The organism is Methanobrevibacter millerae (assembly GCF_001477655.1).
Lineage (GTDB): Archaea > Methanobacteriota > Methanobacteria > Methanobacteriales > Methanobacteriaceae > Methanocatella > Methanocatella millerae_A.
The window spans coordinates 254,242-276,395 of sequence record NZ_CP011266.1; the positions used below are offsets into that span (position 1 = coordinate 254,242).

Sequence of the window (22,154 nt, forward strand, 5' to 3'; positions counted from 1 at the left end):
CTTATTTTAATTTTTAAAACCATCCGAGATGATATTAAGTGGATTTATATCAATATTTGCGTAAAATTCAGAAAAAAGAACGTGATAATGGTACTTTAGCTCACGTTGAAGAATCTTTTTATGATGATATTCATAAATATATCAATGAATTGAAACAGTCCGCTATTGATGATCCATTTTCTGATGTATACAATACTTTAAATGAGGCTAGAAGGATAGCTACTGAAATTTGTGAAAGAAGGGAGCATAAAATTACTAATGCTGCTGTCTTGAATATGAACAGGTCTTATCATCTCTTTTCTGGTAAACAGGAGTTTGATTTAGTTGATTCAATACCTCTTAATTTGACCCCTGAAGAAGAAACATTCTATTTTTCAGTAATAGAAACTTTAAAAAATCACAGGCTTAATCTTTCAGGACAAGAGGTTCCTAAAGTTTCTAAAAAGGATGATGTTGAAGATATTCCTGAAGAAGAACCAATAAAATCTCCTTCCAATTCATTAAGTGATGTTGCCGATGCAGCTATTGATGATGTTAAAGTGGAAGATGATGTTTTACAGAAGGCTGATGAAACTTTAAATTCTCAAGATAAACCTTCATCTGATGCTGGTGATGTATCTGTTGATGAAAAACCAGTAACTTCTGGTGATGATGTCTTAGATAGACTTGATAAAATATCCAAGGCCAAAGTCATCACTGATGAAGTAAGAGAACCTATTGAAAAGCAAATCGCCAATTCTTCTGTTAGTAAAGTTCCTGAAATTAAAAAGGATGTTCCTAAAAAACAGGATAAATTTGATGATATAGAGATTTTAGATAATGATGATCAGTTCATTGATTTGGATGTTCCAAAAAGAACTAAGGAATCTGAAATAGTAACTATTCTGGTTTTGGATGATGTTGATTCCATTATGGGTATTGATGAGAAGGTTTATGGTCCGTTTAGGTCTCAAGATATTGTAACATTGCCTAAAATCAATGCAAATATTTTTGTCAAAAATAGAAAAGCCCGTTTTGTAAAAATCTGAAATTAAATTTCAAAAATTACCTTATTTTTCAAGCAATTATGCAGATATTGCATAACTTTAAATACTTTTATTAATATAATTATATCTCATATCTATTTGTAATATTAAAAAATTATTTATTATAATTTGGATTTTTGCTGTTTGTAGACATAAACAGTTACTATGCAGTTTCTATCTCTAACAATTTTTGATATAAATTGAGTTTAGATAAATTTACAACTAGATTTATAATGACTATTTAATTAAGCACTTCAAGTGCCGATTAAAATAAAAAAATAATGGTGGAAAAATGAAAATACCAAAAGAAAAAAGAACTTACTGTCCTCATTGTAAAAAACATACAATGCATGAACTCCACACTGCTAAAAAAAGAAAAGCTAGTGAGTTAACTTGGGGACAAAGACAATTCAGACGTGTCACTGCTGGTTACAGAGGTTATCCAAGGCCTTTACCTGCTGGAAACAAACCGGTTAAAAAATTAGACTTAAGAGCTAAATGTAAAGAATGTGGTAAATCTCACATTAAACAATCTTTCAGAACAGGAAAACCTGAATTTGTAGCAAAATAGGTGGTTAACATGGTTAGTAAAGGTAGAGGAAACTTTTTAAAAGTTAAATGTTTAGATTGTGACAATGAACAAATAATCTTTGACCGTGCAGCTTCTGATGTTAAATGTATTATTTGTGGTAAAACTCTTGTTAAATCTCGTGGTGCTAAGGCTAAAATCACAGCACACATTGAAAAAGTTTTAAACTAAATTTTTTTAGTTTTTTACTTATTTTAACTATTTTTTAATTTTTTACTTATTTTTGGGGTGATTTGCATGGTAAGAAAAAGTCAAGAATGGCCTGATGAAGGAGAACTTATTGTAGGTACTGTTTATAAAGTTCTTAATTATGGTGCATTCGCTAAATTAGAAGAATATCAAGGCAAAGAAGCTTTTATTCATATTTCTGAAGTCTCTGCTGGTTGGGTAAAAAATATTAGAGATCACGTTAGAGAAAATCAAAAGATTGTATGCCGTGTTCTAAGAGTAAACCCTAAAAAAGGACATGTGGATGCTTCTTTAAAAAGAATCCGTGAAGATCAAAGAACTAAAAAGATTCAACATTGGAAAATTGAACAAAAAGCAGAAAAATTCTTGGAATTATCTGCTAAATCCTTAGATAAGACATTGGATGAAGCTTATGATGAAGTTGGTTATGAGATTATGGACATCTTTGGTGATGTTTATGGTGCTTTTGAAACCGCCGCTGATGAAGGAGCTGAATCTTTAACTGAAGAAGGAATACCTCAAGATTGGGCTGATGCTATTACTAAAGTAGCTCAAAAGAACATTACTCCTCCGGAAGTTCATATTAACGGTTATGTGGATATTGAAACCTTTGTTCCTAATGGAGTAGAAATCATTATTGATGCTCTTAAAGCTGCTGAAGACAACGGTGATGCTGAAGAAGAAATCAAAGTCCAATGTGTTGGTGCTCCAAGATACAGAATCACTGTAAAATCAACAGATTATATCCTTGCTGAAAAAGCGCTAAAAGCTGCTGCTGAAAGATGTATTGCTGTTGTTGAAGAATCTGAAGGAAACGGTTCATTTTTAAGAGAGTTAGATGATTAGATTCTTATGAGTATGAAAATGCGTAAATGTCCCGAATGTGGAATTTATACTTTAGAGGATAAATGCCCTAAATGTAGTGGGGAGCTTAAAGTTATTTATCCTCCAAAATTTTCTATTGAAGATAAATATGGTAAGTACCGTCGTATATTAAAAAAAGAATTAAGGGATAAAAATGAAAGCCACTGAAATTACTATTTTAGAAGAAGTAGAATTGGAAAATCCTATTTTTATTGAAGCATTACCTGGTGTTGGTCATGTAGGTAAATTGGTTGCAGATCATATGATTGATGAACTTGATGCAACAAAATTTGCTGAAATATATTCCCCAACTTTTCCCCCTCAGGTTTTGGTTGGTGAAGACGGCATGATTGAAAACATGATTAATGAATTATATTATATCCGTGATTTAGGTGAAGAAAATCAGGATATTATTATAATTGGTGGAAATACTCAATCATTATCTCCGGATGGTCAATATATTGTTTGCAGCGAAATTTTAGAATTTTTAGAACCTTTTAATATATCTAGAATTTTCACTTTAGGCGGTGTGCCTACAGGTCAGCCTATTGAAAATCCAAGAGTATTGGGAGCAGCTAGCGACGAAGCTCACATTGAACTTTTAAAAGAAGTGGGTGTTGAAATGAGATCCAATGATGGTGGAATTGTCGGTGCTTCAGGTTTATTCTTAGGTTTAGGAATGCGCAAAGGAATATATGGGGCTTGTCTGATGGGTGAAACTCCAGGTTACTTTATCGATGCGGAGTCTGCTGAAGGCGTTTTATTGAAATTAGCAGAATTACTTAATTTTGAAATTAATACCGAAAAACTTGATGAAAGGGCTGAACAAACAAGAGAAATGTTAGCTAAAGCTCAACAAATGGAACAGGATTTAATTAATCGTGCTAATGCCGGAAACGCTGATGACTTAAGATATATTGGATAATAATCCAATTTTTTTATTTTTTTCATGAATATTATTGTTATTCCGGATGGTGCAATGATTGTTGTGCCTTTAATTGAAAAGAATGGACATAACTATTTGTCTCCAACTAATTTTTCTAAATATGATAATGAACTTAATCTCAATCCTAATTTTAGAGTTAAAATGTCCTGTGAAACGCCTTCCGGCGTTCGCGGTCGTATTTCCCTTTTAGCTCCATTGCTGGAAAAAACTGATGCTGCGATTATTCTTGGCGAAAGGCCTCAAAAATACGCACCGATGTATGGAGTTTTAAATGAACTGATTTTGTTTTGCGGCAACGGATGCAATAACGCACATTCTTTATCTGCACGCATTGTAAGTGAAATGGATATTCCTGTTTTGAAATTGGCTTATCCAACTACCCGTGATAATATTATTGATTTAATCAATCGAGTTAATTTATTCTTAAAAGATTTTGACTCATCTATCAGTGATGATATTAACACTGATTTAAAAAAACCGACATCAAAAATTTCCTTTTCTGATTTTAAAAAAATTTTAAATAATTCAATTTAAATATTTTTATTCATGTTGATAAATGCAGATTTTCATGTTCACAGTTGTTTTTCAATGGCATCATCTAAAGACATGCTGATTGAAAATATAGCACCAAAAGCTAGACTTAAGGGTTTAGGTCTTATAGGTACTGGGGATGGTCTTCATCCTAAATGGCTGGATATTATAGAGGAAAGCACTCATTATTCTGGTGATGGAATTTATTCTACACAAAATATGGATTTTATCATAACCACTGAAATTGAAGGAAAAAATAAAATTCATCATTTAATTATTATTCCCGACATTGACACTGCAAGGGAACTTTCTGACAAATTACCTTCAAAAAATAAGAATATTGATGGAAGGCCTAAAACAAATTTAAACGGTGCTGAAATTTTAGAGCTGGTTCGTGAATATGATTGTTTAATTGGTCCTGCTCATGCATTTACTCCATGGACTGGCATGTATAAGTCTTTTGATAGTATTTATGACTGCTATGAAAAGAAAGCCGATTTTGTCGAGTTGGGCCTGTCTGCTGATACGGACATGGCCGATACGGTCGGTGAACTGAAAGACTTTACATTTTTAAGCAATTCTGATGCTCATTCTCCATGGCCTCATAGATTGGGTCGTGAGTTTAATCAAATTGAACTAAAGGATATTTCATTTTCATCAATTAAACATGCAATTAAACATTCTGATGTTAACGCAAATTATGGTCTTGTACCAAATCTGGGAAAATATCATATGACTGCATGTACAAAATGCTTTAAATTGATAGATCCTGAAGTTGCAAAGGAAAATAAAATGAAATGTAGCTGCGGTGGAAGAATTAAAAAAGGTGTGGATTATAGAATTTCTGAAATTTCTGATTTTAAAAGTCCGCACCATCCGGATTCCAGGCCACCATATGTTCATTTAATGCCATTGGCTGAGTTAATTTCAACAGTTTATGACAAGGGCGTTACAACAAAAACCGTGCAGAGCATTTGGCAGAAATTGATAGATAATTTTGGAAATGAAATTAATGTATTGATTGAAAGTGAAATTTCCGATATTGAAAAGATTGACTCAAAGGTTTCAAATGCTATTGGTGCCTTTAGAAATCATACAATCGACATAATTCCTGGGGGCGGTGGAAAATATGGTGAAATTAACATTGAATCTGCAGTAAAAGAAGAAAAAAAGCCAAAATTCGTTACTTTAGATAATTTTTAAAACGGACTTGGAGGGATTTGAACCCTCGATCTTAAGATTAGGAGTCTTACGCCCTTCCAGACTAGGCTACAAGCCCAAAAAATATTAATTTTAATTAAAATCAGTATAAAAATAAGTCTTTTTTATGAAAGCGGACCCGCCGGGATTTGAACCCGGGACCTTCGGATTAGAAGTCCGACGCCCTATCCAGCTAGGCTACGGGCCCTCATAAACATCATTTTATTGTTTTGTTTTTCTTATTATATATAGTTAATTGTCATTTTTAAAATAAAAAAGAAAAGTGTAAATTAATAAATTTACCCTCTACTTACAAATCCGTTTCTATCGTTTATTACAAATCCGTCTACAGCACTGTTATCTGTGGAATTGTAAATAGTGACATACCAGTATCCGCCGGAATAAGATGGTGTTCCTGCATAGCATCCGGATTCGCCGATGTGACTGTTTGCAATAGACCTAATTTGTGAAGATGAATAATTTGGTCCACTTGATGATCCGCCACCGGAACCACTACCGGAACCGCTTCCTGATCCACCGGAACTTGAACCGGAACCGCTTCCTGAACCTGCACCGTTTCCACCTGAACTGCTTCCGCCGGAACCGCTACCATCTGAAGAGGTACTTGTTCCGTTTTGGGTTGTGTTGTTACCGATACCATTTCCACCATTTCCAGAACCAGAATTCATACTAGCCAAATCTGAAAATACAGCATCTTGATTATTTATAATACCATATGCTGCAACTGCTGCTGCAATACATAATACAACGATAATAGATATTATTAAATTTGATTTATCCATGGTTGCACCTCCTATGAATTTTTTAGTATTTTAATTCATACAATTAATTAAAAGATTTGTCAATTAAAATACTTAAATGTTATTTAATACAAAAATTTTAATATTAATGTTATAAATAATTTACTATATTAATTAAAAAATAAGGAGGATTTATCATGCCATATCATGCAAAAACAATTGTTGTTGGATGCGGCAATTTGCTTTTTAAGGATGATGGGTTTGGACCTATTGTTGTAAACCTGTTGGAAAAATATTTTGAAAATCAGACTGAAGATGATTTTGATCCTATGGTAATTTCATATATAGAAAATGACTTCTCAAAAGATGTGCTTAAAGAGGTTGAAGACATTGTCTGTGACGTTGATTTGTCCGGTGAGGTAAAATTCATTGATGCGGGCAATGGTGCAACTCACTTTATTTTTTCTCTTCCCGATGAGTATTGGGAAAAAGTTATTGTGGTTGATGTTGTTGACTATGATGCAGAGCCTGGAAGTGTAAGGACATTCTCTCCTTTTGAAATGCCTAGGGACAAATATGAAAATGTTCACACTTATGCTGTTGAAGAGCCACTTCATGAACTGTCTGAAAAATGTGAAGTTGTCATAGTTGGATGCAAACCTGGCGAGATTACAACACCTACTGTTGACATGGGTTTGACTGAAGAAGTTGAAAAATCTGTCCCTGATGCTATTCGTTTAATTTTAAATGAAATTAAATGAACATTTTATTTTTTTAATTTATTACTTTTAAATCGGATTTCAACTATTTTTTATTACTATTTTTTATTTTTTATTACTGATTATTATTTTTTTAAATTTTGACCTATTTTTAATCATTATTAATTTTGTTTCATATTGTAAATTTTCTATTTATTTTTCAATTTTAAGAGATTAAAATATAAATTTTTGATAACCTAAACTTAATACTACTTTTTTTAAAATTATTAATAATTTATCATTATTTTTAACGGATTTTCTCGACGGAAACGGCTCTGATTTTTTATTATTTATAGTTTACTATTTAATCCATAAAGTATTACTTATTAATGTTCATGTTTAAATATATATATCGTTAATTAAAATAACAAATTTTTAATTACAAAGAAGGTGACATATTTGAAAGATAGAGTAGTTATATCTCCAACAACTCGTCAAGAAGGCCATGCCGAATTGGTCATGGAAGTTGATGATGAAGGGATAGTTACAAAAGGTATGTATTTAAGTATCACTCCGGTAAGGGGTTTAGAAAAGATGGTTCTTAACAAAGCACCTGAAACCGCTCCTGTTTTATGTCAAAGAATCTGTGGTGTTTGTCCGATTCCACACACTTTGGCTTCAGCTGAAGCGATTGATATGGCATTAGGAATTGAAATTCCTAAAGCAGCTAAATTGTTAAGAAAAGCTACTTTAGCAGCACACAACATAAACAGTGCAGCAATTCACCACTTCCTAGTTGCTCCTGATATTACTGATGACAGTAATTTCGCACAAGCAGTGGACAGTGTTTCTGAAATCAGAAAAAATGTACAGTATGTTGTTGACATGATTGCTGGTGAAGGTATTCACCCATCTGATATCAGAGTAGGTGGAATGGCTAGAAACATTACTCCATTCACTAAAGATAGATTGATTGAAAGAATGACCGCTCTCAGACCAAAACTTGAAGCTCACGTTGAATTCATTAAAAACCTTGTTTTAGAAGCAGGTTTACCTAAAGACTTAGGTGTTGTTAACCAACCTTTAATGGCTGTTGACCCACTTTACGGTTCCAATGATTTCGATATGGACAAATTCTCTGAAGTTTTACCTGAAGCATGGTATGATGATCCTGAAATTGGAACTAAAGCATGTTCAGTTATTCCTTTATGGGAAGGTACTAACGTAGAAACTGGTCCTAGAGCAAGAATGGAAAAATACCAAGGATTTAAAGGCAAAGGTGTAATTGCTCAACACGTTGCACGTGCAGACGAAATGTTGAAAAACTACGATGCATGTCTTGAAGCATTAGATGCAATTGATCCTGCAGCTTCTGCTAGAGCAGATTACGACCCAAGAGGTACTGGTGAACTTGGATTCGGTATTATCGAAGGTCCTAGAGGAACCAACGCTCACATGGCAAAAGTAGTAGACGGCAAAACTGCATTCTACTCAGCTATTGTACCAACTACTTGGAATATTCCTACTATGGGTCCTGCTACAGAAGGATTCCACCATGAGTTTGGTCCACATGTTATCAGAGCTTACGACCCATGTTTATCATGTGCTACTCACGTAATGGTAGTTGACGATGAAGACAAATCCATTCTTAAAAATGAAATGGTGAGAATCTAAGTTTGGAGGAAATTTTAAATGCCTTATGATTCGGATATAATTGTTGTTGGATGCGGGAATATATTGTTTAAAGATGATGGATTCGGTCCTATTCTAATAAATCTATTGCAAAAATATTCCAATGACACTAATGACTATTATGATCCTGTTGTTACATCTTATGTTGAAGAAGATTTTAACAAGAACATTCTAAATCAGATACAGGAAAAGTTTGAAGGCATTACATTGCCTGACAGCATTCAATTTGTTGATGGTGGTACTGCAGCTCCTTCCAATTTTTTCCCATTGTATGAACAATATGACTGGAAAAAACTAATTGTATTGGATGTAGTGGAGTTTAATGCAGAACCGGGCACAGTTGAAGTATTTGATCCTAATGTAATGCAGATAGGAAAATATGATAATCCTCATGGAATGACCGTTGAAGAGCCTCTTCAAAAGATTTCCGAAAAGTGTGAGGTTGTTGTCGTTGGTTGCAAACCTGCTGAAATACCAACTCCGGATGTAGATATGGGTTTAACAGAACCTGTTGAAAAGGCAGTTCCTGAAGCTATAGATATTATTTTAAATGAAATTGGGGTAAAATAATGTTTGATAAATTGAAAAAAGCTTTTGGCGGTTCAGATGAACCAGAAAAACCAAAAGTAGAAAAAAAAGTTGAAGCTGCTCCTGTTAAAGAAGAAGTTAAAGCAGAAGCTCCTGCAGAAACTAAAGCTGCTTCAAACAAACCACGTATTGGTTACATACACTTAAGTGGTTGTACTGGAGATGCAATGTCTTTAACTGAAAACTATGACATTTTATCTACTGTTTTAACTGATATGGTTGATATTGTATACGGACAAACTTTAGTGGACAAATGGGTACACGGTACTTTCGCTGAAGAAATGCCTGAAATGGATTTATGTTTAATCGAAGGATCTGTTTGTTTACAAGATGAACACAGTGTTCAAGAACTTTTAATGGCAAGAGAAAAATCCGGTTTAATCGCTGCATTTGGATCTTGTGCTGTAACTGGTTGTTTTACTACCTACGCACGTGGTGGTCAACAAGCACAACCTAAACACGAATCATTCTTGCCTGTTAGTTCATTAGTTAAAGTTGATTTAGCACTTCCTGGTTGTCCTGTAGCTCCTGAAATGATTGCAAAAACTGTTGTTGCTTTATGTGAAGGTGACTTAGATTACTTAAAACCAGCAATGGATTGGGCTGCATGTGATAAAGGATGTGGTTGTGATGTATTAACTAACGTAATCCGTCAAGGATTATGTTCTGGATGTGGAACTTGTGGTCTCGCTTGTCCAACAAGGGCAATGGGATACTCTGAAGGTAGACCAAGCTGTGATAAAGACAGATGTATCAAATGTGGAACTTGTTACATGATGTGTCCAAGGTCATGGTTACCTGAAGGAAGAATTAAAAAGGAAACAGGACTTTAGGAGGAATGAAAATGCCATTAGGTACTTATAAAGAAGCATTATCTGCAAGATCTACTGAACAAAAGATCTTAGATGTATCACAAGACGGAGGAATTGTTTCTGCATTACTCTGTTATGCACTCGATGAAGGTATTATTGAAGGTGCTGTAGTTGCTGGAACTCCTGATGAAAATTGGAGACCTGTTCCTACTGTTGTAACTTCATCTGATGAAGTAATCGCAGCTGCCGGAACTAAATATTCCATGTCCCCAACTTTATCCGCTTTAAAAGAAGCAACCCGTCAATACGGTCTTGAAAAAGTTGGTGTAGTTGCAACTCCATGTCAAGTACAAGGTTTAAGAAAAGCTAAAGCTTATCCATTCACTAGATTCGTCACTGAAAAAGTAAACTTAATCATCGGTATCTACTGTATGGAAAACTTCCCTATGGCTTCTCTTGATACTTTTGCAACTGCTAAATTAGGATTTGACTCCTTAACTGAAGCAAGCAAAATGGATATCGGAAAAGGTAAATTCTGGTTAACCAAAGATGGCGAAGACAAAGGTTTAGCTATTAAAGAAACCCACGGATACGAACAAGCTGGATGTAACGTATGTCAAGATTACGTTGCTGAATGGGCAGATGTATCTACCGGTTCTGTAGGTTCTCCAGATGGTTGGTCTACTGTTTTAACCAGAACTGATGATGGTGACAGTATCTTTAAAGCAGCTGTTGATGCTGGTTTAATTGAAACCAAACCAATGGATGATGTAAAACCAGGTCTTCCTTTACTTGAAAAATTAGCTAAAGGTAAAAAAGATAAAAATACCAAAGAACGTGAAAGAAGAGCTAAAATGGGAGTACGTATCCCTACAATTTACTAACTTCTTTCCTTTTTTCTTTTTTTTAAAAAATAGTAATGAAGAGAATTAACTCTTCTATAATGTTGTAACAGTACAGCCTTCTTTTTCTACAATCAATGTGTGTTCCTTTTGTGAAACAAAGCAGCCCTGTTTTTCCTTAAGTGGTGCATATGGATAAATTGCCATTGCGTCTGAAAGCTGTTTCAATGCAATTCCGCCACGTCTTTCGCCGAACTTGTCTGTAATCCATCTGCCTGAAAACGGAACGTATTGGTTGTTGTTTTGGATATAGGTTAATACTTTTTGTGTGGATTTCATCCTGAATGGCTTGTTTGCCATATATGAGTAAATGTAATGTCCTGGAGCATCATTAACATGACCTATGCCTGTTGTTGCAAATGGTTCGATAGCTACTGCCTGACCTTCGTCCAATTTGAATGTATCGTTATTGTCATAATTCGGCACGGAAATACCTGCATGTAAATTATATTGCTCTAGACTATGTCCCATTAGGTTAAAAATAGGATTAAAATCAAAATCGCTTATTGCTTCGTGAACTGCAGCTCCAATCTTATTCAGTTCTACTCCCGCTCGGACTGTTGCGATTGCTGCTTCAAGACCTGCTGCTGAAGCTTCAATAAGTTCCTGGTTTTCATTAATCTGGTCTTGTGTAAATCTTTCATCAATATTTCCTTCAGCCATTACAGTTACTGCAGAGTCTGCTATGCATCCATTGACCATAGCACCTAAATCCAGTTTAACCAAATCTCCTGCATGAATAACGGTTTTATCATTTGCTGGGGAAGTATAGTGTGCTGCTACTTCATTAATTGATACATTACATGGGAATGCTATTTCTGCGTCTTGCTTTAATATTTCGCTTTCAACATATTCAACTAAATCTAAAACCAAGCATCCTTCTTTAATCATTTTTGATGCATCAGTTCTTATTTTTGAAACAATTTTTCCAGCTTTTATATAAGAATCAATCATATTATCACTTTAATAATAAATATTATATTTAATAATGTTTATATATTTATAATATCTAAATTTAATTGGAGGCTAATTATGGATATTCCAACAATTCCTGATCAAATGTTTTTATTAATAATATTGATTATTGTTTCGGTAGTTGTTATTATCGTTGTTGCTCAATGGAGAAGAGTTGCTCAAGCTAAAACATCTGTAGCTATGCTTGAAAAAGAAATTCAACTCAAGAAAATGTCCATGGTTGAAAAAGACATTGAATCAAAAAGATTAATGGATAATCCTATTCCTTTACCAAAGGAGCAACAAGATTCCCTTAAGGAAATCAGGCAATCAACTACTGATGTAAGAAATGAAATTGGATTTTTACACAGTCAGATAAATGAAAGATTAGCAAGATTGGAAGCACAAACTGAACAGAAAAAGTTAGAAAAAATGCTTAAGGAAATCGAAGCTAAAGAGAAAAAACTCAATAAGCAAAATAAATAGGTGTTATTATGGAAGCTATTGAAGCAGTTGCAATCATTATTTTAATTGTTGCTATTTTGATTTTGGTATATTATTACCTGTTAAACACTCCAAAAACTATGAATAAAGTTAAAGCTTATATTCCTACTAATGCTGATGCCCATATGAGTGAGGTAATATCTAAAAATACAGATTACAATGGTTTGCAAAAAGAAAATCAAAAAGAATCTGAATCTATGACTAAAAGAATCAAAGTTAAATTGAGTGATATTGACATGTCTGGAATTAATACTGATGCTTTTTCTAAAAAGCTTGATGCATTCTTGGATGAAAAAAGTGATGAATTAATCAAAGATTGGTCACTTGCAACAACAGAGGATTTGGGTGATCTTGAAGCAAGGTTTAAAGAAACTTCTCAATCTGTTGATGCTCTTGATAAAGATTATCAGGAATTTAAAAAATCTTCTAAAGAATTTCAGGAAGCTACTGAAGAAAAGCTTAAGGATATCGATAAAAGAATTGAAGCTTTAGAAAAATAATTTTTGAGATTTAATCAAAATCTCTTAAATTTACTTTTTTCATCGAAAGTTTTATATATCATCTTTAACATAATATTAATATCGATTTATTTTTGTTTTGTATAGCAGGGTGGGGTAGTCTGGTGATCCCGCAGGGCTCATAACCCTGAGATCCCTAGTTCAAATCTAGGCCCTGCTACTTTTAATTAATAATTTTCATGGCAAGTTAAAGACAGCTGCTGGTTATTTTAACTAAGGAAACTCCGCCCATCACACAGATTATGGCATCGAAAGATGTATGCTGAGAAGTATGGCAATGGAGCAGAAACGACACGGCTTTTAATGGTTGACGATGATATTTAATTGAGGACATTAGAAGAATCGGTGAAACGGCCATCCCATAAGGTGCAAGAACAAAGTTGCCGATGATCACTGTTGTAGGCAAGGTAGTTCGCTAAGATGAATGCTGTAAAACAGAAGGTGGGTTACTCTTAACAGGCCATGAATAATTATGTGGGTTACCAAACTTTTATATGTTGGTAATCTACATATTTTCAATTATGACAACCAGAACCAAATTTACAGATACTGATGCTAAGTTAAGCAGATGATGGTGAGGCGAAATCTTTCAGATAGTGCTAAGAAAACTTATAATACTGTTTTTAAGGAAATTTTTGAGTTATTTAATGTAACTCCATCTGAATTAATCCGTATTGCTAAAAGGGAGCAAAAACCATATTTGGATAAAGAAACTGGTGTATATGAACTTCTTGATTTAGAGGATACGACTATTACCGATTACCAAGATTTATAAAAAATCTACTTCTATTTTTTTAATACATCCAGATTACATTTTATACAGCACATGCAATATTTTTCACTGACTTTCCATATATAACTCTAAATCTTTATTTTTTATTGTGTAATTAATTAATTGCATAATTATGTTATTACTTAAATCATGAAAGTAACTGTTATATTTTAATAAGTGATTGGTGCAGTAGCTAAGCCCAGATCGTCGAGGCGTTTATGTTGGGTAATAACTAAAATGTTAATGAAAGTTTTTGTTATTTAATTAAATGGCTAAATCTAGGGTTCTAAAGTTTTTGATGCATAAGTCTAGATGGTGAAGATAGCGGGGTTCGGCGAATGGGTAGTTCTAGTGCTGTATTTGAGTTTTCATAGAGTTTGACCTATACTCACCAATGTATGTGATAAAGAAATAAATTAATTAATTAATAAAAAATTTATTTATTTTCTGCGATTATATGTCGAACTCTAGGTATTGTAAAATGAGGATTTTTAGGCTTTTGTTTTATGAAAAAAAGATGGAAATGTATCTAGAGTTTTAACTTAAAAGTCTAGAACTCTAGATTCTATTCTTTTTGCATATTGTTATGTGTCATTGTTCATTTTTTCTAACCAATTATTATATTGTGGTTTTTTATATAACTGGGGATATGTATTAACAGATTTTTCAATTTGTGCGACATATTGCGGTTTGGTTGTCCATTTATTATCTAATTCAAATGTGGCTCTTATTTGCGAAGCTAAATAATGCGGATTTATTTGTTCACTATCATTAATTTTAGTAATAGCTAACCCTTCTATTTTTGCTACATATTGAATTAAGTTGTTTAATTCAACTGTAGGTATGGGCTCTTCCATAGTAGTATCTTCTTTTGAATAGCTAACTAATTGATTTAAAATGTATGGAATTGGATTGATGTGTTTTCCTAATAGCTTTCTTGTTTCATCTTCATCAATTCGAGCTTTAAAATCACCATTACCTTGTATCATTTCTTTATATGCATTAATACCATTATAAATTAACCATTCCATTTCTTCGGGTTCTTCAAGAATTTCATTTTCTAGGTTGGGATTTTGTTTGTCTGTTCCTCTGAATTGATTAAGAAATTCAAACAGCACTATCCTTTGAACAAATGCGTCTTCTATTCCTTCTTTAAATTTTGGAATGTTGTTACAAACTAAAATCATATCAGGTACTTCATCTTTTGGAATGATGTATTTGTCTTTTCCTTTGGGTTCTACAACTATGTCATCATATCCAGTTATTGACTTCAGAATACCACTATCTTTGCTCTAACTAGGTTATATTGTAGCGATTTATATATAAAAACTTATATATGTACTTAATCAATTAATTATATATGTAATTGCTCTTTTGGGTAGTTATGTTTGATATTGTGGCATATTATTGTTTTACAAAATGTTTATTAGGTTTGACTTTGATATTAATTAGTATAGGTTTAGGTGATTATCATGAATGATAGGATTGAAATAGCTAAAAAATTCGCAAAAACTATTAAATCTGATGATATCAAATTAATCATGTTATTTGGTTCTGTTGCTCGTGGTGAAGATACTGAAGAGTCAGATATAGATATTCTGATTGTATCTCCTAATGCTGATGATTTAAGATATAAAATTAATAGAATAGCTGTTGATATTATTCTTGAAAAAGATGAAGTGATTTCTCCACATTTAATGACGGAAGAACATTTTAATAAAACAAAAAATAATCCATTTTTAACTAATGTGCTTAATGAAGGTGTTGTAATTGGATAATGTTAGAGAAGCATTTAATGTAGGTAAGGAGCAATTAATTTCAAGTAAAATGTTGTTTGAAGGTGAACAGTATAGGGATTCAGTGACTTTGTCTTATTATGCAATGTATTCTTCTGCTTTGGCATTGTTATTAAAAAAGGGTATATCTCCAAAAACTCATGAAGGAACTTTGAGGCAACTAGCTAAAGAGTATGTTAAAAAAGGTTTGTTAAGTAAGGAAGCTTATGATTATCTCTATGATGGTAGAACACTTAGAAATAAATCTAGTTATGATTATTCTCTTGTTTTTTCTGAAAAATTAGCTGAAGAGCTTATTTTACAAGCTGAAAAATTTATTGATGAAGTTGAGCAGTTATTATGATATTTTCTAATTTATTTTGTTGGAATTTGTGGTAGTTTTGTCTTATTTTTATAAGGTAACCCACATGATTTTATATAGCTTACTCTTAACAGGCCATGAGTTATTAATTATGATTTTTTTAGATTTATTATTTTAAATTATATCAGTTATAAAATCCCTCCTATTTGTTTTTGTGTTTATATTATATTTTCTAGTTATCTTTTTCGATAATTTTACAATGCCGTCAACCTAATTTTTTCTAATTTGTCTTATTTTAGTTATTATTAATATATTATTAATTTATTGTCTTTATATGGTGTTTATTTTTCTTTATTTTTAAAATAAGTTTGTTTTTAACTAGTATACTTCATTTAAATGAATATTTATGCTTCATTATTATTTAAACTTTATTATTAAAATCCGATTTAATCAAAGGTCCTTTTATTTTGCTCGTACTATCATGTAATCATGTTGATTTTCAATCGAGTGATATTCATGAATTTGTTAATTTATAGTATAGTAATTTGATTTTAAAAACAGTATTGAAGCAGTATGGATAGTTTTATTAAGGATTGAGGGTATATTATATATTATGCGAGAAAATAACAAACCCTCAATACTATATTGGGGTAACAAATTAATTAATCTTTCTATTTTTTGCGAAAAAATAGAATTTTTGAAAGTTGCTGTAAAATGTTTAAAAAATGAAATAAACAGTATTTTTAATGTTTTTTCATCCCAGTATGGTGTTGTGATGCTTCATGTTTTCTTATTTTAAATCAGCAATTGATAATATTGTAAAACCAGCATCATTCTTTGTAATTGATGAAAAAAGATTTACAAGAGATAGTAAATTTTCATTCAAAGATTATGTGACTTTCTTTTGCGTAAACAAAGGCACTTCCAATCAAGCAGATCTTGAAGATTTCATCGAAGATGATTTCACCAACAATCTCGAAACAATAACAAGACAAGCACTATCCAAACAAAGAGTATTCATAAATCCACTAGTATTTAAAGAAATAAGTAAAGAATATTTACGTTTAATTGGTTATAATAGAAATAATCACTTTTTTAAGGAATACAAAGGTTTTCGTTTGTATGGTGGTGACGGATCTGATTTTGAAATTCCTGATTTTGAAGAAGTGCGAAGAGATTTTGGAATCAAAGACACACCAAAATACAGAAAACCTGCAATGGCCAAATTTTCATCAATAATGGACTTATTAAACGGATTTATACTCGATGGAATCATAGGAAACTACAAACAAGCAGAATTACCACTCATGCACCAAAATCTTGACAACATTCAAGACTTAATAATCCCAGAAAAATCAATTTTCATATTTGACAGAGGATACAATGCCATGGAACTATACACACACATAATGTCCATAAATAGTTATTTTATAGTCAGATTAAAGGATAAAAGCTACATAGACGAACGATACACAATTAAAGAAAACGACTCCGAAATCAAAATCAAACTAACCAAAGACAGAATAAAAAAATTCCACAACCCCTCATTAAAAGAAGAATATGAAAAAGAAGAACATCTAAATCTAAGAATACTAACCATTGAACTAGATAATGGAAAAACAGAAACATTATTAACAAACATTTTCAATAAAGAGTTCCAAATCAAAGATTTTAAAGAACTCTATAATTTACGCTGGGGAATCGAAACCAACTACAATACAATGAAAAACAGACTAAACATCGAAAATTACAGCGGCAAAAAAAGAATAACAATAAAACAAGACATATATTCAAAATTCCTAAAATATAACGTCTTTCAACATTACGAAAACTACTTCAACCTACTAATAAACAGAACGCAACGACAAAAAGGAAAACTTGGACTCTTCAAGGTAAATCAAGCACACTTAATTCGAAAATTAAAAAAATATTTGCCTATAATGATTTTAAACCCAACACCAGAAATAATACGAACTTACACAAAAAATCTGATAATTTCCTGCACGAAATCCCCAAACAAATCCACGAAAAAACAGACAACAAAAAGAAACCCTAAAAAACAGAGAAAATTCAATCTGAACTACAGACCAACATAAAAGGAAAAAAATATGAAATTAAAAATTAGGTTGACGGCATTGGATAATTTTATATGAAATCATTATAAATTTTATATTATATTCAAGACTTTTTATAATCGAATCGCTGGTGAGATTATGGCTAATGGAATATCCTATGATGATGTGATGGAATATGATCATCTTTTTACAATGGCTCCTGCTTTCATTTTAAAAATGATGGCCAGTACAAATTCAAATCTTGTTTCAAAGTTCAAATCTACAGTACAATATTATATGGATGGACTGACAGGTGAGCAAAAAAATAAGTTGGATATCATTTTAGGCAGTGACATTGATGATTTACAGCGAGTAATGGATGAATCATATAGAAAAACTGGAAAGGAACAATATAAAATTTTGGCTGATTCCAATAATGCTGAATTCATTGAAAAAAATCTCTCTGAGCTTCGGCAAATGATTTAACTCTTTCATGGTTAGTGAATGCTAACTGGTTATTATAAATAAAAATAACTATAAAAATATTGTTTAATTATTTTAATTTGGTGTTTTCATGACAAATGATTTAGTACATGTCCTATTGAAAATACTGTGAAGTTACTTAATCGTAAATGGACTATTGTCCTGATACGGGACATGTTTTTGGGTAAGAAGCATTTTTTTGAATTTAAGGAAAATAAGCCCAATCTCTCCAATAATGTGTTGTCTGATACTTTGAAATCCATGGAGAAAAACGGACTCATTGTAAAAAAAGTTTCAAATTAGTCTAGTGAATACTATTTGACTGATCGGGGGTTGAAATTGAATAAGGTTTTATATGAATTGGCAGCATTCGGATTGGATGAGCTGGAATGTGGTGAGGACGCCGATTTGGAAATAATTAATATGTTTAAGGATTATTATGCAAATCTGTTGAAGGTAAGTGATTGAATGAAAGCAGCTATTTTAGATAAATATGATAAAAACGGGACGGATGTTGAAATTAGGGAGGTTCCTGTACCTGAAATTGGCAGTGATGATGTTTTGGTTAAAATTGCCTATGCTGGAGTTAATCCTTTGGATAACATGATTATTCGCGGAGAAGTAAAACTCATCACTCCATATAAATTGCCTTTGGTTATGGGAAACGAATTTTCAGGTATTGTCGAGGCGGTTGGAAGCGGTGTGTCCAACTTTAAAAAGGGCGACCGCGTATATGCAAGAATGCCTCTTGATAAGATTGGTGCTTTTGCAGAGTTCACTGCAATAAATAAGGATGCTCTTGCACATATTCCTGATTATATGGACTTTGAAAAGGCTGCCTGTGTTCCGTTAACTGCTCTTACTGCAATGCAGGCTTTTGAATTGTTGGATGTTAAATCAGGTGAATCAATATTCATTTCTGGCGGAACCGGCAGTTTGGGCGCTATGGCAATCCCTATAGCAAAAAGTTTGGGGTTGAAAGTTATAACCAGCGGAAGTGCTAGAAACAGGGATAGGGTTGTTGAATTGGGTGTTGATGAGTTCTTTGACTATAAGACTCAGGACTATTCTCAAATCCTGTCTGATGTAGATTATGTATTGGATACTTTGGGTGAAAAGGAACTTGAAAAGGAGTTTAAAATATTGAAAAACAATGGTTCATTGGTATCACTTAAAGGACTTCCAAACAAGGAATTTGCTGAAAGGATGGGTTTTTCATTTGTTAAAAAAACATTGTTCGGCTTTGCAGGAATGAAATTTGACAAAATGGCAGGCAAAAAGAACCAGAATTATTACTTTTTGTTTGTTGAACCAAACGGCCCTCAACTTGAAAAAGTTTCTCAAATATTTGAGCAGAACAATATTGAAGCATCTGTTGATGAAGTATATGAGTTATCTGATGTTAATGATGCTCTTAGAAAAGTAGGTACGGGTGGTTCCAAAGGAAAAACATTGATTAAAATTTAATCAATCTTTCTTTTTTTTATTTTACTTTTAATTAATCTTTTTTGACCAAACAGTTATATTTATCAAAATTTAATCTATTATTATGTCTAGGGTGGATGAAGCTGTTGGGTTGTTTGAAGATGGGCATTTGTGTTCACAGGCTGTGTTCAGTGTCTTCTGTGAGGAATTCGGACTTTCTAGGGATGATGCCTTTAAAATAGGGGCTTGTTTTGGAAGTGGTATGCGTCAGGGAGAAGTCTGCGGAGCCTGCACTGGTGCTTTAATGGCTATTGGATTAAAATATGGTGAAAACAAAAAGGACTGCACTGAACTTTCAAACGAATTTTTTAAGGAATTTTCAAATGAGAACGGTTCATATATCTGCAATGATCTTTTAGGATGTGACATAAGAACTCCTGAAGGTGTACAGCATGCAATTGATAATAATCTCTTTAAGGAATTATGTCCTAAGATGGTTGCATCAGCAGTAAAGATAACGGAAAAAATAATAGATAGATAACTAACATCAAATTGATAATATTAATGTTTAAATCAATAGTGTTAGTTAATTTATTATAAATTATTAATCATTATTTCATTTTAAATGATATGTTAATCCAGACTAATTTTTTTGCTTAAGCTTATCTAGATTAAGCAGTGCAATTATCATCAAAATTATTCCAATATAGTATATTGAATTGATTAGGATATTTCCTGTAGCTATTGAAAAGCCATATCTTCCTGTGATATGATTCCAGAAATCGACCTGTATCAGTGAGTAGATTCCAAATATTATGAATATTGGAAACAGTATTTTTTTATAGGGGATTTTGGCCAATAATTGATTAATATTGAATGACAGGTGCAATCCAAGAAGTATCACTGAAAGATATGCAAAGATTTTGTGAAGATATATTGCAGTTAAACTCCCAATACCTAAAGTTTGGCTAGACAGTATTCCAAGGATGCATGTTAATAGGAATGCAACTAAAAACCCCATGTTTATGGTTAGTTTAAAGCTTCTTTTAATGTTGTACTTTCCTTTTTTCAATATTTTGAAATATTTCCTGTTTAAGTATATGTGGGGGATAATTAGAATTATCAGGCTAATTCCAATTATCTCATGTACTGTGGAGTTCAGATATAATCTTGAATATTCAATTATCATCAATATGAATAGCAAGACGTCTACAATAATCTTTTTTGAGTTCATTTTAATATCCTAAGCCTTTTAACCAGTCTATTGTTTTTTGTTTTCCATCATCGCTTCTGGCTGTTTTGCCGTCAAGTGCGAGTCCGTCTGTTGTAACGTTGGCCTTTGGCAAGTCTTTTTGTACTGTTGAATAAGTTCCTGCATCTCCTGAGCCCTCATGAGTGTTGAATGGAATAACCTTTTTTCCATTGAAGTCATATGACTCAAAGAAAGTGTGCATTATCATAGGCAAGTTTCCCCACCATATGGGATATCCTACAAATATTGTGTCGTATTGATCGAAATTTGTTATTTTGTTTTGAATTTCCGGCCTTGCATTTTCATTTTTTTCTTTTGTTGTCTGATCTAAACATTCCTGATACTTGTCTGGATATTTGTTTACTGGTATTATCTCAAATGAATCTGCTTTCAGATAATCTTTGATGTATGATGCTACCATTGCTGTGTTTCCGACTTCAACATTTCCTACATTATAATTTTCACCGGTTCTTGAGAAATACACTACTAAAATTTTGCTGTCTGTATTGTTTTTATTTAAAATGTCATTTGCCTGTGTTTCTGCATCTGAAACTGCAGTCACTTCACTTATTCCTAATCCGACTACGATTAGGGATAATATTAATAACAGTATTATTTTTTTCATTTTAATCACTCAGGCCTTAATTTTCCGTAGAAGTATGATGCAGTGGCTCCGCCGTCTATCAATATGTCGGAACCTGAGAAAAATGCACCTTCATCGCTCATGAGCAGTTTTGCTATGCTTGCAACCTCATCAGCAGTTCCGGGTCTTCCTGATGGACAGTTTGCAAACATGTTTTTGTAGAAGTCTCCTCGAGGACCATTGAATTCATCCAAAGCAAGGGGTGTTACAATGATTCCTGGAGATATGGAGTTTATTCTAGCACCTTTTTCTCCCCATCGGCATGCCTCATACATTACCCTTTTGACATTGCATCGCTTTGCCAATTGGTATGCATGAAGTGTGTCTTTGATGTTTTCCGGTTGCAGAATTTCCAAATCAAGCAGTTCTTCAGTTGGTGTCATTGCAAGCTGTTCATCTATTTCAGCACCCAGCTGTTCCATTCTATGTCCCGATTGTGATGATATCGTAACTCCGCATCCGCCTTTTTTAATTACTTTTCCAACTTCCTCTAAAAGCACTGCAGTTCCATACAAATCCACTTTCAGGATAGCTTCTATGGGTGCCTGTGAGGGTGATACTCCGGCAGCATTGATGAAATATGCGATTTATCCATGTTCCTGTGCATTTTTTATGAGGTTTTTGATTGAATCTCTTGATGAGATGTCACATTCAT

At 32.8% G+C, this 22,154-nt stretch carries 30 protein-coding genes, 3 tRNA genes and 1 other RNA gene; 26 read left to right on the forward strand and 8 right to left on the reverse strand.

Going from position 1 to position 22,154, the window contains the following annotated elements:
* Window positions 1-38 precede the first annotated feature (38 nt).
* The 8 genes from SM9_RS00890 (at window position 39) to SM9_RS00925 (ending at window position 5,347) form a co-directional block, all read left to right on the forward strand.
* Complete coding sequence (locus SM9_RS00890; RefSeq protein ID WP_058738348.1) at window positions 39-1,028, forward strand: DNA replication complex subunit Gins51; 990 nt, start codon at window positions 39-41, stop codon at window positions 1,026-1,028.
* Between the two features lie 289 nt (window positions 1,029-1,317).
* Entirely contained in the window at window positions 1,318-1,596 is a 279-nt protein-coding gene (locus tag SM9_RS00895; protein ID WP_058738349.1) for a 50S ribosomal protein L44e, read from the forward strand.
* Between the two features lie 9 nt (window positions 1,597-1,605).
* Complete coding sequence (locus SM9_RS00900) at window positions 1,606-1,785, forward strand: 30S ribosomal protein S27e (protein WP_042691937.1); 180 nt, start codon at window positions 1,606-1,608, stop codon at window positions 1,783-1,785.
* 66 nt (window positions 1,786-1,851) lie between these two features.
* Window positions 1,852-2,649 carry a translation initiation factor IF-2 subunit alpha gene (locus SM9_RS00905; protein WP_058738350.1) on the forward strand — a complete coding sequence of 266 codons (798 nt, stop codon included), beginning with the start codon at window positions 1,852-1,854 and terminating at the stop codon, window positions 2,647-2,649.
* A gap of 6 nt (window positions 2,650-2,655) precedes the next feature.
* Window positions 2,656-2,835: an RNA-protein complex protein Nop10 gene (locus SM9_RS00910; RefSeq protein ID WP_058738351.1), complete on the forward strand. Its 180-nt coding sequence runs from the start codon at window positions 2,656-2,658 to the stop codon at window positions 2,833-2,835.
* Window positions 2,822-3,592 carry a proteasome assembly chaperone family protein gene (locus SM9_RS00915; RefSeq protein ID WP_058738352.1) on the forward strand — a complete coding sequence of 257 codons (771 nt, stop codon included), beginning with the start codon at window positions 2,822-2,824 and terminating at the stop codon, window positions 3,590-3,592. Before SM9_RS00910 ends, SM9_RS00915 begins: the two co-directional genes overlap by 14 nt.
* Window positions 3,593-3,616: 24 nt before the next feature.
* Window positions 3,617-4,147: a DUF2112 family protein gene (locus SM9_RS00920; RefSeq protein ID WP_058738353.1), complete on the forward strand. Its 531-nt coding sequence runs from the start codon at window positions 3,617-3,619 to the stop codon at window positions 4,145-4,147.
* Window positions 4,148-4,159: 12 nt separating this feature from the next.
* Complete coding sequence (locus SM9_RS00925) at window positions 4,160-5,347, forward strand: TIGR00375 family protein (RefSeq protein WP_058738354.1); 1,188 nt, start codon at window positions 4,160-4,162, stop codon at window positions 5,345-5,347.
* A gap of 2 nt (window positions 5,348-5,349) precedes the next feature.
* On the opposite strand, the gene SM9_RS00930 is transcribed toward SM9_RS00925, so the two are convergent.
* From SM9_RS00930 to SM9_RS00940, 3 genes are all read right to left on the reverse strand, one after another.
* Window positions 5,350-5,423 (reverse strand) — tRNA-Arg (locus SM9_RS00930).
* Between the two features lie 55 nt (window positions 5,424-5,478).
* A tRNA-Arg gene (locus SM9_RS00935) sits at window positions 5,479-5,552 on the reverse strand.
* A 91-nt stretch (window positions 5,553-5,643) separates the two neighbouring features.
* Window positions 5,644-6,147 (reverse strand): hypothetical protein, encoded by a 504-nt coding sequence (locus SM9_RS00940; RefSeq protein WP_058738355.1) that lies wholly within the window; start codon window positions 6,145-6,147, stop codon window positions 5,644-5,646.
* Window positions 6,148-6,302: 155 nt separating this feature from the next.
* On the opposite strand from SM9_RS00940, the gene frhD (SM9_RS00945) reads away from it, so the two are divergent.
* From frhD (SM9_RS00945) to frhB, 5 genes are all read left to right on the forward strand, one after another.
* Window positions 6,303-6,866 (forward strand): coenzyme F420-reducing hydrogenase, FrhD protein, encoded by a 564-nt coding sequence (gene frhD / locus SM9_RS00945; RefSeq protein WP_058738356.1) that lies wholly within the window; start codon window positions 6,303-6,305, stop codon window positions 6,864-6,866.
* Between the two features lie 396 nt (window positions 6,867-7,262).
* Entirely contained in the window at window positions 7,263-8,477 is a 1,215-nt protein-coding gene (gene frhA, locus SM9_RS00950; RefSeq protein ID WP_058738357.1) for a coenzyme F420 hydrogenase subunit alpha, read from the forward strand.
* A gap of 18 nt (window positions 8,478-8,495) precedes the next feature.
* Entirely contained in the window at window positions 8,496-9,065 is a 570-nt protein-coding gene (gene frhD, locus SM9_RS00955) for a coenzyme F420-reducing hydrogenase, FrhD protein (RefSeq protein WP_058738358.1), read from the forward strand.
* Window positions 9,065-9,916, forward strand: a complete 852-nt coding sequence (frhG, locus tag SM9_RS00960) for a coenzyme F420 hydrogenase subunit gamma (protein WP_058738359.1) — start codon at window positions 9,065-9,067, stop codon at window positions 9,914-9,916. The genes frhD (SM9_RS00955) and frhG overlap by 1 nt, the downstream gene beginning before the upstream one ends.
* Window positions 9,917-9,927: 11 nt before the next feature.
* Entirely contained in the window at window positions 9,928-10,779 is an 852-nt protein-coding gene (gene frhB / locus SM9_RS00965) for a coenzyme F420 hydrogenase subunit beta (protein WP_058738360.1), read from the forward strand.
* Window positions 10,780-10,833: 54 nt separating this feature from the next.
* Here frhB and map read toward each other — a convergent pair whose 3' ends face one another.
* Window positions 10,834-11,751: a type II methionyl aminopeptidase gene (gene map / locus SM9_RS00970; protein ID WP_058738361.1), complete on the reverse strand. Its 918-nt coding sequence runs from the start codon at window positions 11,749-11,751 to the stop codon at window positions 10,834-10,836.
* 78 nt (window positions 11,752-11,829) lie between these two features.
* Here map and SM9_RS00975 point away from each other — a divergent pair, with 78 nt between their 5' ends.
* The 5 genes from SM9_RS00975 (at window position 11,830) to SM9_RS00990 (ending at window position 13,548) form a co-directional block, all read left to right on the forward strand.
* Window positions 11,830-12,237 carry a hypothetical protein gene (locus SM9_RS00975; RefSeq protein WP_058738362.1) on the forward strand — a complete coding sequence of 136 codons (408 nt, stop codon included), beginning with the start codon at window positions 11,830-11,832 and terminating at the stop codon, window positions 12,235-12,237.
* Between the two features lie 8 nt (window positions 12,238-12,245).
* The gene (locus tag SM9_RS00980; protein ID WP_058738363.1) at window positions 12,246-12,755 is read left to right on the forward strand and encodes a hypothetical protein; all 510 of its coding nucleotides are present in this window, start codon (window positions 12,246-12,248) and stop codon (window positions 12,753-12,755) included.
* 103 nt (window positions 12,756-12,858) lie between these two features.
* Window positions 12,859-12,933 (forward strand) — tRNA-Met (locus tag SM9_RS00985).
* A 22-nt stretch (window positions 12,934-12,955) separates the two neighbouring features.
* Window positions 12,956-13,234, forward strand: an RNA gene (gene rnpB, locus SM9_RS11500) — RNase P RNA component.
* A 107-nt stretch (window positions 13,235-13,341) separates the two neighbouring features.
* Window positions 13,342-13,548, forward strand: coding sequence for a hypothetical protein (locus SM9_RS00990; RefSeq protein WP_157064617.1), 207 nt, complete (start codon window positions 13,342-13,344; stop codon window positions 13,546-13,548).
* A 581-nt stretch (window positions 13,549-14,129) separates the two neighbouring features.
* Here the strand turns inward: SM9_RS00990 and SM9_RS00995 are convergent.
* The gene (locus SM9_RS00995; RefSeq protein WP_058738365.1) at window positions 14,130-14,732 is read right to left on the reverse strand and encodes a hypothetical protein; all 603 of its coding nucleotides are present in this window, start codon (window positions 14,730-14,732) and stop codon (window positions 14,130-14,132) included.
* Between the two features lie 285 nt (window positions 14,733-15,017).
* Here SM9_RS00995 and SM9_RS01000 point away from each other — a divergent pair, with 285 nt between their 5' ends.
* The 8 genes from SM9_RS01000 (at window position 15,018) to SM9_RS01030 (ending at window position 20,145) form a co-directional block, all read left to right on the forward strand.
* Window positions 15,018-15,323, forward strand: a complete 306-nt coding sequence (locus SM9_RS01000; protein ID WP_058738366.1) for a nucleotidyltransferase domain-containing protein — start codon at window positions 15,018-15,020, stop codon at window positions 15,321-15,323.
* Window positions 15,316-15,684, forward strand: coding sequence for a HEPN domain-containing protein (locus tag SM9_RS01005; protein ID WP_058738367.1), 369 nt, complete (start codon window positions 15,316-15,318; stop codon window positions 15,682-15,684). The genes SM9_RS01000 and SM9_RS01005 overlap by 8 nt, the downstream gene beginning before the upstream one ends.
* A 740-nt stretch (window positions 15,685-16,424) precedes the next feature.
* Window positions 16,425-17,738, forward strand: coding sequence for an IS4 family transposase (locus SM9_RS01015; protein ID WP_058738369.1), 1,314 nt, complete (start codon window positions 16,425-16,427; stop codon window positions 17,736-17,738).
* 117 nt (window positions 17,739-17,855) lie between these two features.
* On the forward strand, window positions 17,856-18,182 hold the full coding sequence (locus SM9_RS01020) for a hypothetical protein (RefSeq protein WP_058738370.1): 327 nt from the start codon (window positions 17,856-17,858) through the stop codon (window positions 18,180-18,182).
* A 171-nt stretch (window positions 18,183-18,353) separates the two neighbouring features.
* The gene (locus SM9_RS12240; protein WP_232299192.1) at window positions 18,354-18,482 is read left to right on the forward strand and encodes a winged helix-turn-helix transcriptional regulator; all 129 of its coding nucleotides are present in this window, start codon (window positions 18,354-18,356) and stop codon (window positions 18,480-18,482) included.
* A 36-nt stretch (window positions 18,483-18,518) separates the two neighbouring features.
* Window positions 18,519-18,647, forward strand: a complete 129-nt coding sequence (locus SM9_RS12440; RefSeq protein WP_269744790.1) for a hypothetical protein — start codon at window positions 18,519-18,521, stop codon at window positions 18,645-18,647.
* The gene (locus tag SM9_RS01025; protein ID WP_058738371.1) at window positions 18,648-19,646 is read left to right on the forward strand and encodes an NADP-dependent oxidoreductase; all 999 of its coding nucleotides are present in this window, start codon (window positions 18,648-18,650) and stop codon (window positions 19,644-19,646) included. It abuts the gene before it with no gap.
* A gap of 82 nt (window positions 19,647-19,728) precedes the next feature.
* A complete protein-coding gene (locus tag SM9_RS01030) occupies window positions 19,729-20,145 on the forward strand; it encodes a C-GCAxxG-C-C family protein (protein ID WP_058738372.1) in 417 nt (138 codons plus the stop codon).
* A gap of 102 nt (window positions 20,146-20,247) precedes the next feature.
* Here SM9_RS01030 and SM9_RS01035 read toward each other — a convergent pair whose 3' ends face one another.
* The 3 genes from SM9_RS01035 to SM9_RS01045 are packed head-to-tail and all read right to left on the reverse strand — an operon-like array spanning window position 20,248 to window position 22,086.
* On the reverse strand, window positions 20,248-20,838 hold the full coding sequence (locus SM9_RS01035; protein WP_058738373.1) for a hypothetical protein: 591 nt from the start codon (window positions 20,836-20,838) through the stop codon (window positions 20,248-20,250).
* 1 nt (window position 20,839) lies between these two features.
* Complete coding sequence (locus SM9_RS01040) at window positions 20,840-21,481, reverse strand: flavodoxin (RefSeq protein WP_058738374.1); 642 nt, start codon at window positions 21,479-21,481, stop codon at window positions 20,840-20,842.
* A 5-nt stretch (window positions 21,482-21,486) separates the two neighbouring features.
* Entirely contained in the window at window positions 21,487-22,086 is a 600-nt protein-coding gene (locus SM9_RS01045; protein WP_198144453.1) for an SDR family oxidoreductase, read from the reverse strand.
* Window positions 22,087-22,154: the final 68 nt, after the last annotated feature.

What these genes read in the sequence shown, in the direction of transcription:
- SM9_RS00975 (WP_058738362.1), top strand. Translation starts at nt 11,830, where the DNA reads ATGGATATTCCAACAATTCCTGATCAAATGTTTTTATTAATAATATTG.
- frhB (WP_058738360.1), top strand. Translation starts at nt 9,928, where the DNA reads ATGCCATTAGGTACTTATAAAGAAGCATTATCTGCAAGATCTACTGAA.
- SM9_RS00905 (WP_058738350.1), top strand. Translation starts at nt 1,852, where the DNA reads ATGGTAAGAAAAAGTCAAGAATGGCCTGATGAAGGAGAACTTATTGTA.
- SM9_RS00900 (WP_042691937.1), top strand. Translation starts at nt 1,606, where the DNA reads ATGGTTAGTAAAGGTAGAGGAAACTTTTTAAAAGTTAAATGTTTAGAT.
- SM9_RS01015 (WP_058738369.1), top strand. Translation starts at nt 16,425, where the DNA reads ATGTTTTCTTATTTTAAATCAGCAATTGATAATATTGTAAAACCAGCA.
- SM9_RS00925 (WP_058738354.1), top strand. Translation starts at nt 4,160, where the DNA reads ATGTTGATAAATGCAGATTTTCATGTTCACAGTTGTTTTTCAATGGCA.
- SM9_RS00920 (WP_058738353.1), top strand. Translation starts at nt 3,617, where the DNA reads ATGAATATTATTGTTATTCCGGATGGTGCAATGATTGTTGTGCCTTTA.
- SM9_RS00910 (WP_058738351.1), top strand. Translation starts at nt 2,656, where the DNA reads ATGAGTATGAAAATGCGTAAATGTCCCGAATGTGGAATTTATACTTTA.
- SM9_RS00990 (WP_157064617.1), top strand. Translation starts at nt 13,342, where the DNA reads ATGATGGTGAGGCGAAATCTTTCAGATAGTGCTAAGAAAACTTATAAT.
- SM9_RS01040 (WP_058738374.1), bottom strand. Translation starts at nt 21,481, where the DNA reads ATGAAAAAAATAATACTGTTATTAATATTATCCCTAATCGTAGTCGGA.
- SM9_RS00895 (WP_058738349.1), top strand. Translation starts at nt 1,318, where the DNA reads ATGAAAATACCAAAAGAAAAAAGAACTTACTGTCCTCATTGTAAAAAA.
- SM9_RS01020 (WP_058738370.1), top strand. Translation starts at nt 17,856, where the DNA reads ATGGCTAATGGAATATCCTATGATGATGTGATGGAATATGATCATCTT.
- SM9_RS00940 (WP_058738355.1), bottom strand. Translation starts at nt 6,147, where the DNA reads ATGGATAAATCAAATTTAATAATATCTATTATCGTTGTATTATGTATT.
- map (WP_058738361.1), bottom strand. Translation starts at nt 11,751, where the DNA reads ATGATTGATTCTTATATAAAAGCTGGAAAAATTGTTTCAAAAATAAGA.
- frhD (WP_058738356.1), top strand. Translation starts at nt 6,303, where the DNA reads ATGCCATATCATGCAAAAACAATTGTTGTTGGATGCGGCAATTTGCTT.
- SM9_RS01035 (WP_058738373.1), bottom strand. Translation starts at nt 20,838, where the DNA reads ATGAACTCAAAAAAGATTATTGTAGACGTCTTGCTATTCATATTGATG.
- SM9_RS00915 (WP_058738352.1), top strand. Translation starts at nt 2,822, where the DNA reads ATGAAAGCCACTGAAATTACTATTTTAGAAGAAGTAGAATTGGAAAAT.
- SM9_RS01030 (WP_058738372.1), top strand. Translation starts at nt 19,729, where the DNA reads ATGTCTAGGGTGGATGAAGCTGTTGGGTTGTTTGAAGATGGGCATTTG.
- frhG (WP_058738359.1), top strand. Translation starts at nt 9,065, where the DNA reads ATGTTTGATAAATTGAAAAAAGCTTTTGGCGGTTCAGATGAACCAGAA.
- SM9_RS01000 (WP_058738366.1), top strand. Translation starts at nt 15,018, where the DNA reads ATGAATGATAGGATTGAAATAGCTAAAAAATTCGCAAAAACTATTAAA.
- SM9_RS01025 (WP_058738371.1), top strand. Translation starts at nt 18,648, where the DNA reads ATGAAAGCAGCTATTTTAGATAAATATGATAAAAACGGGACGGATGTT.
- SM9_RS00995 (WP_058738365.1), bottom strand. Translation starts at nt 14,732, where the DNA reads ATGATTTTAGTTTGTAACAACATTCCAAAATTTAAAGAAGGAATAGAA.
- frhD (WP_058738358.1), top strand. Translation starts at nt 8,496, where the DNA reads ATGCCTTATGATTCGGATATAATTGTTGTTGGATGCGGGAATATATTG.
- SM9_RS12240 (WP_232299192.1), top strand. Translation starts at nt 18,354, where the DNA reads ATGTTTTTGGGTAAGAAGCATTTTTTTGAATTTAAGGAAAATAAGCCC.
- SM9_RS00980 (WP_058738363.1), top strand. Translation starts at nt 12,246, where the DNA reads ATGGAAGCTATTGAAGCAGTTGCAATCATTATTTTAATTGTTGCTATT.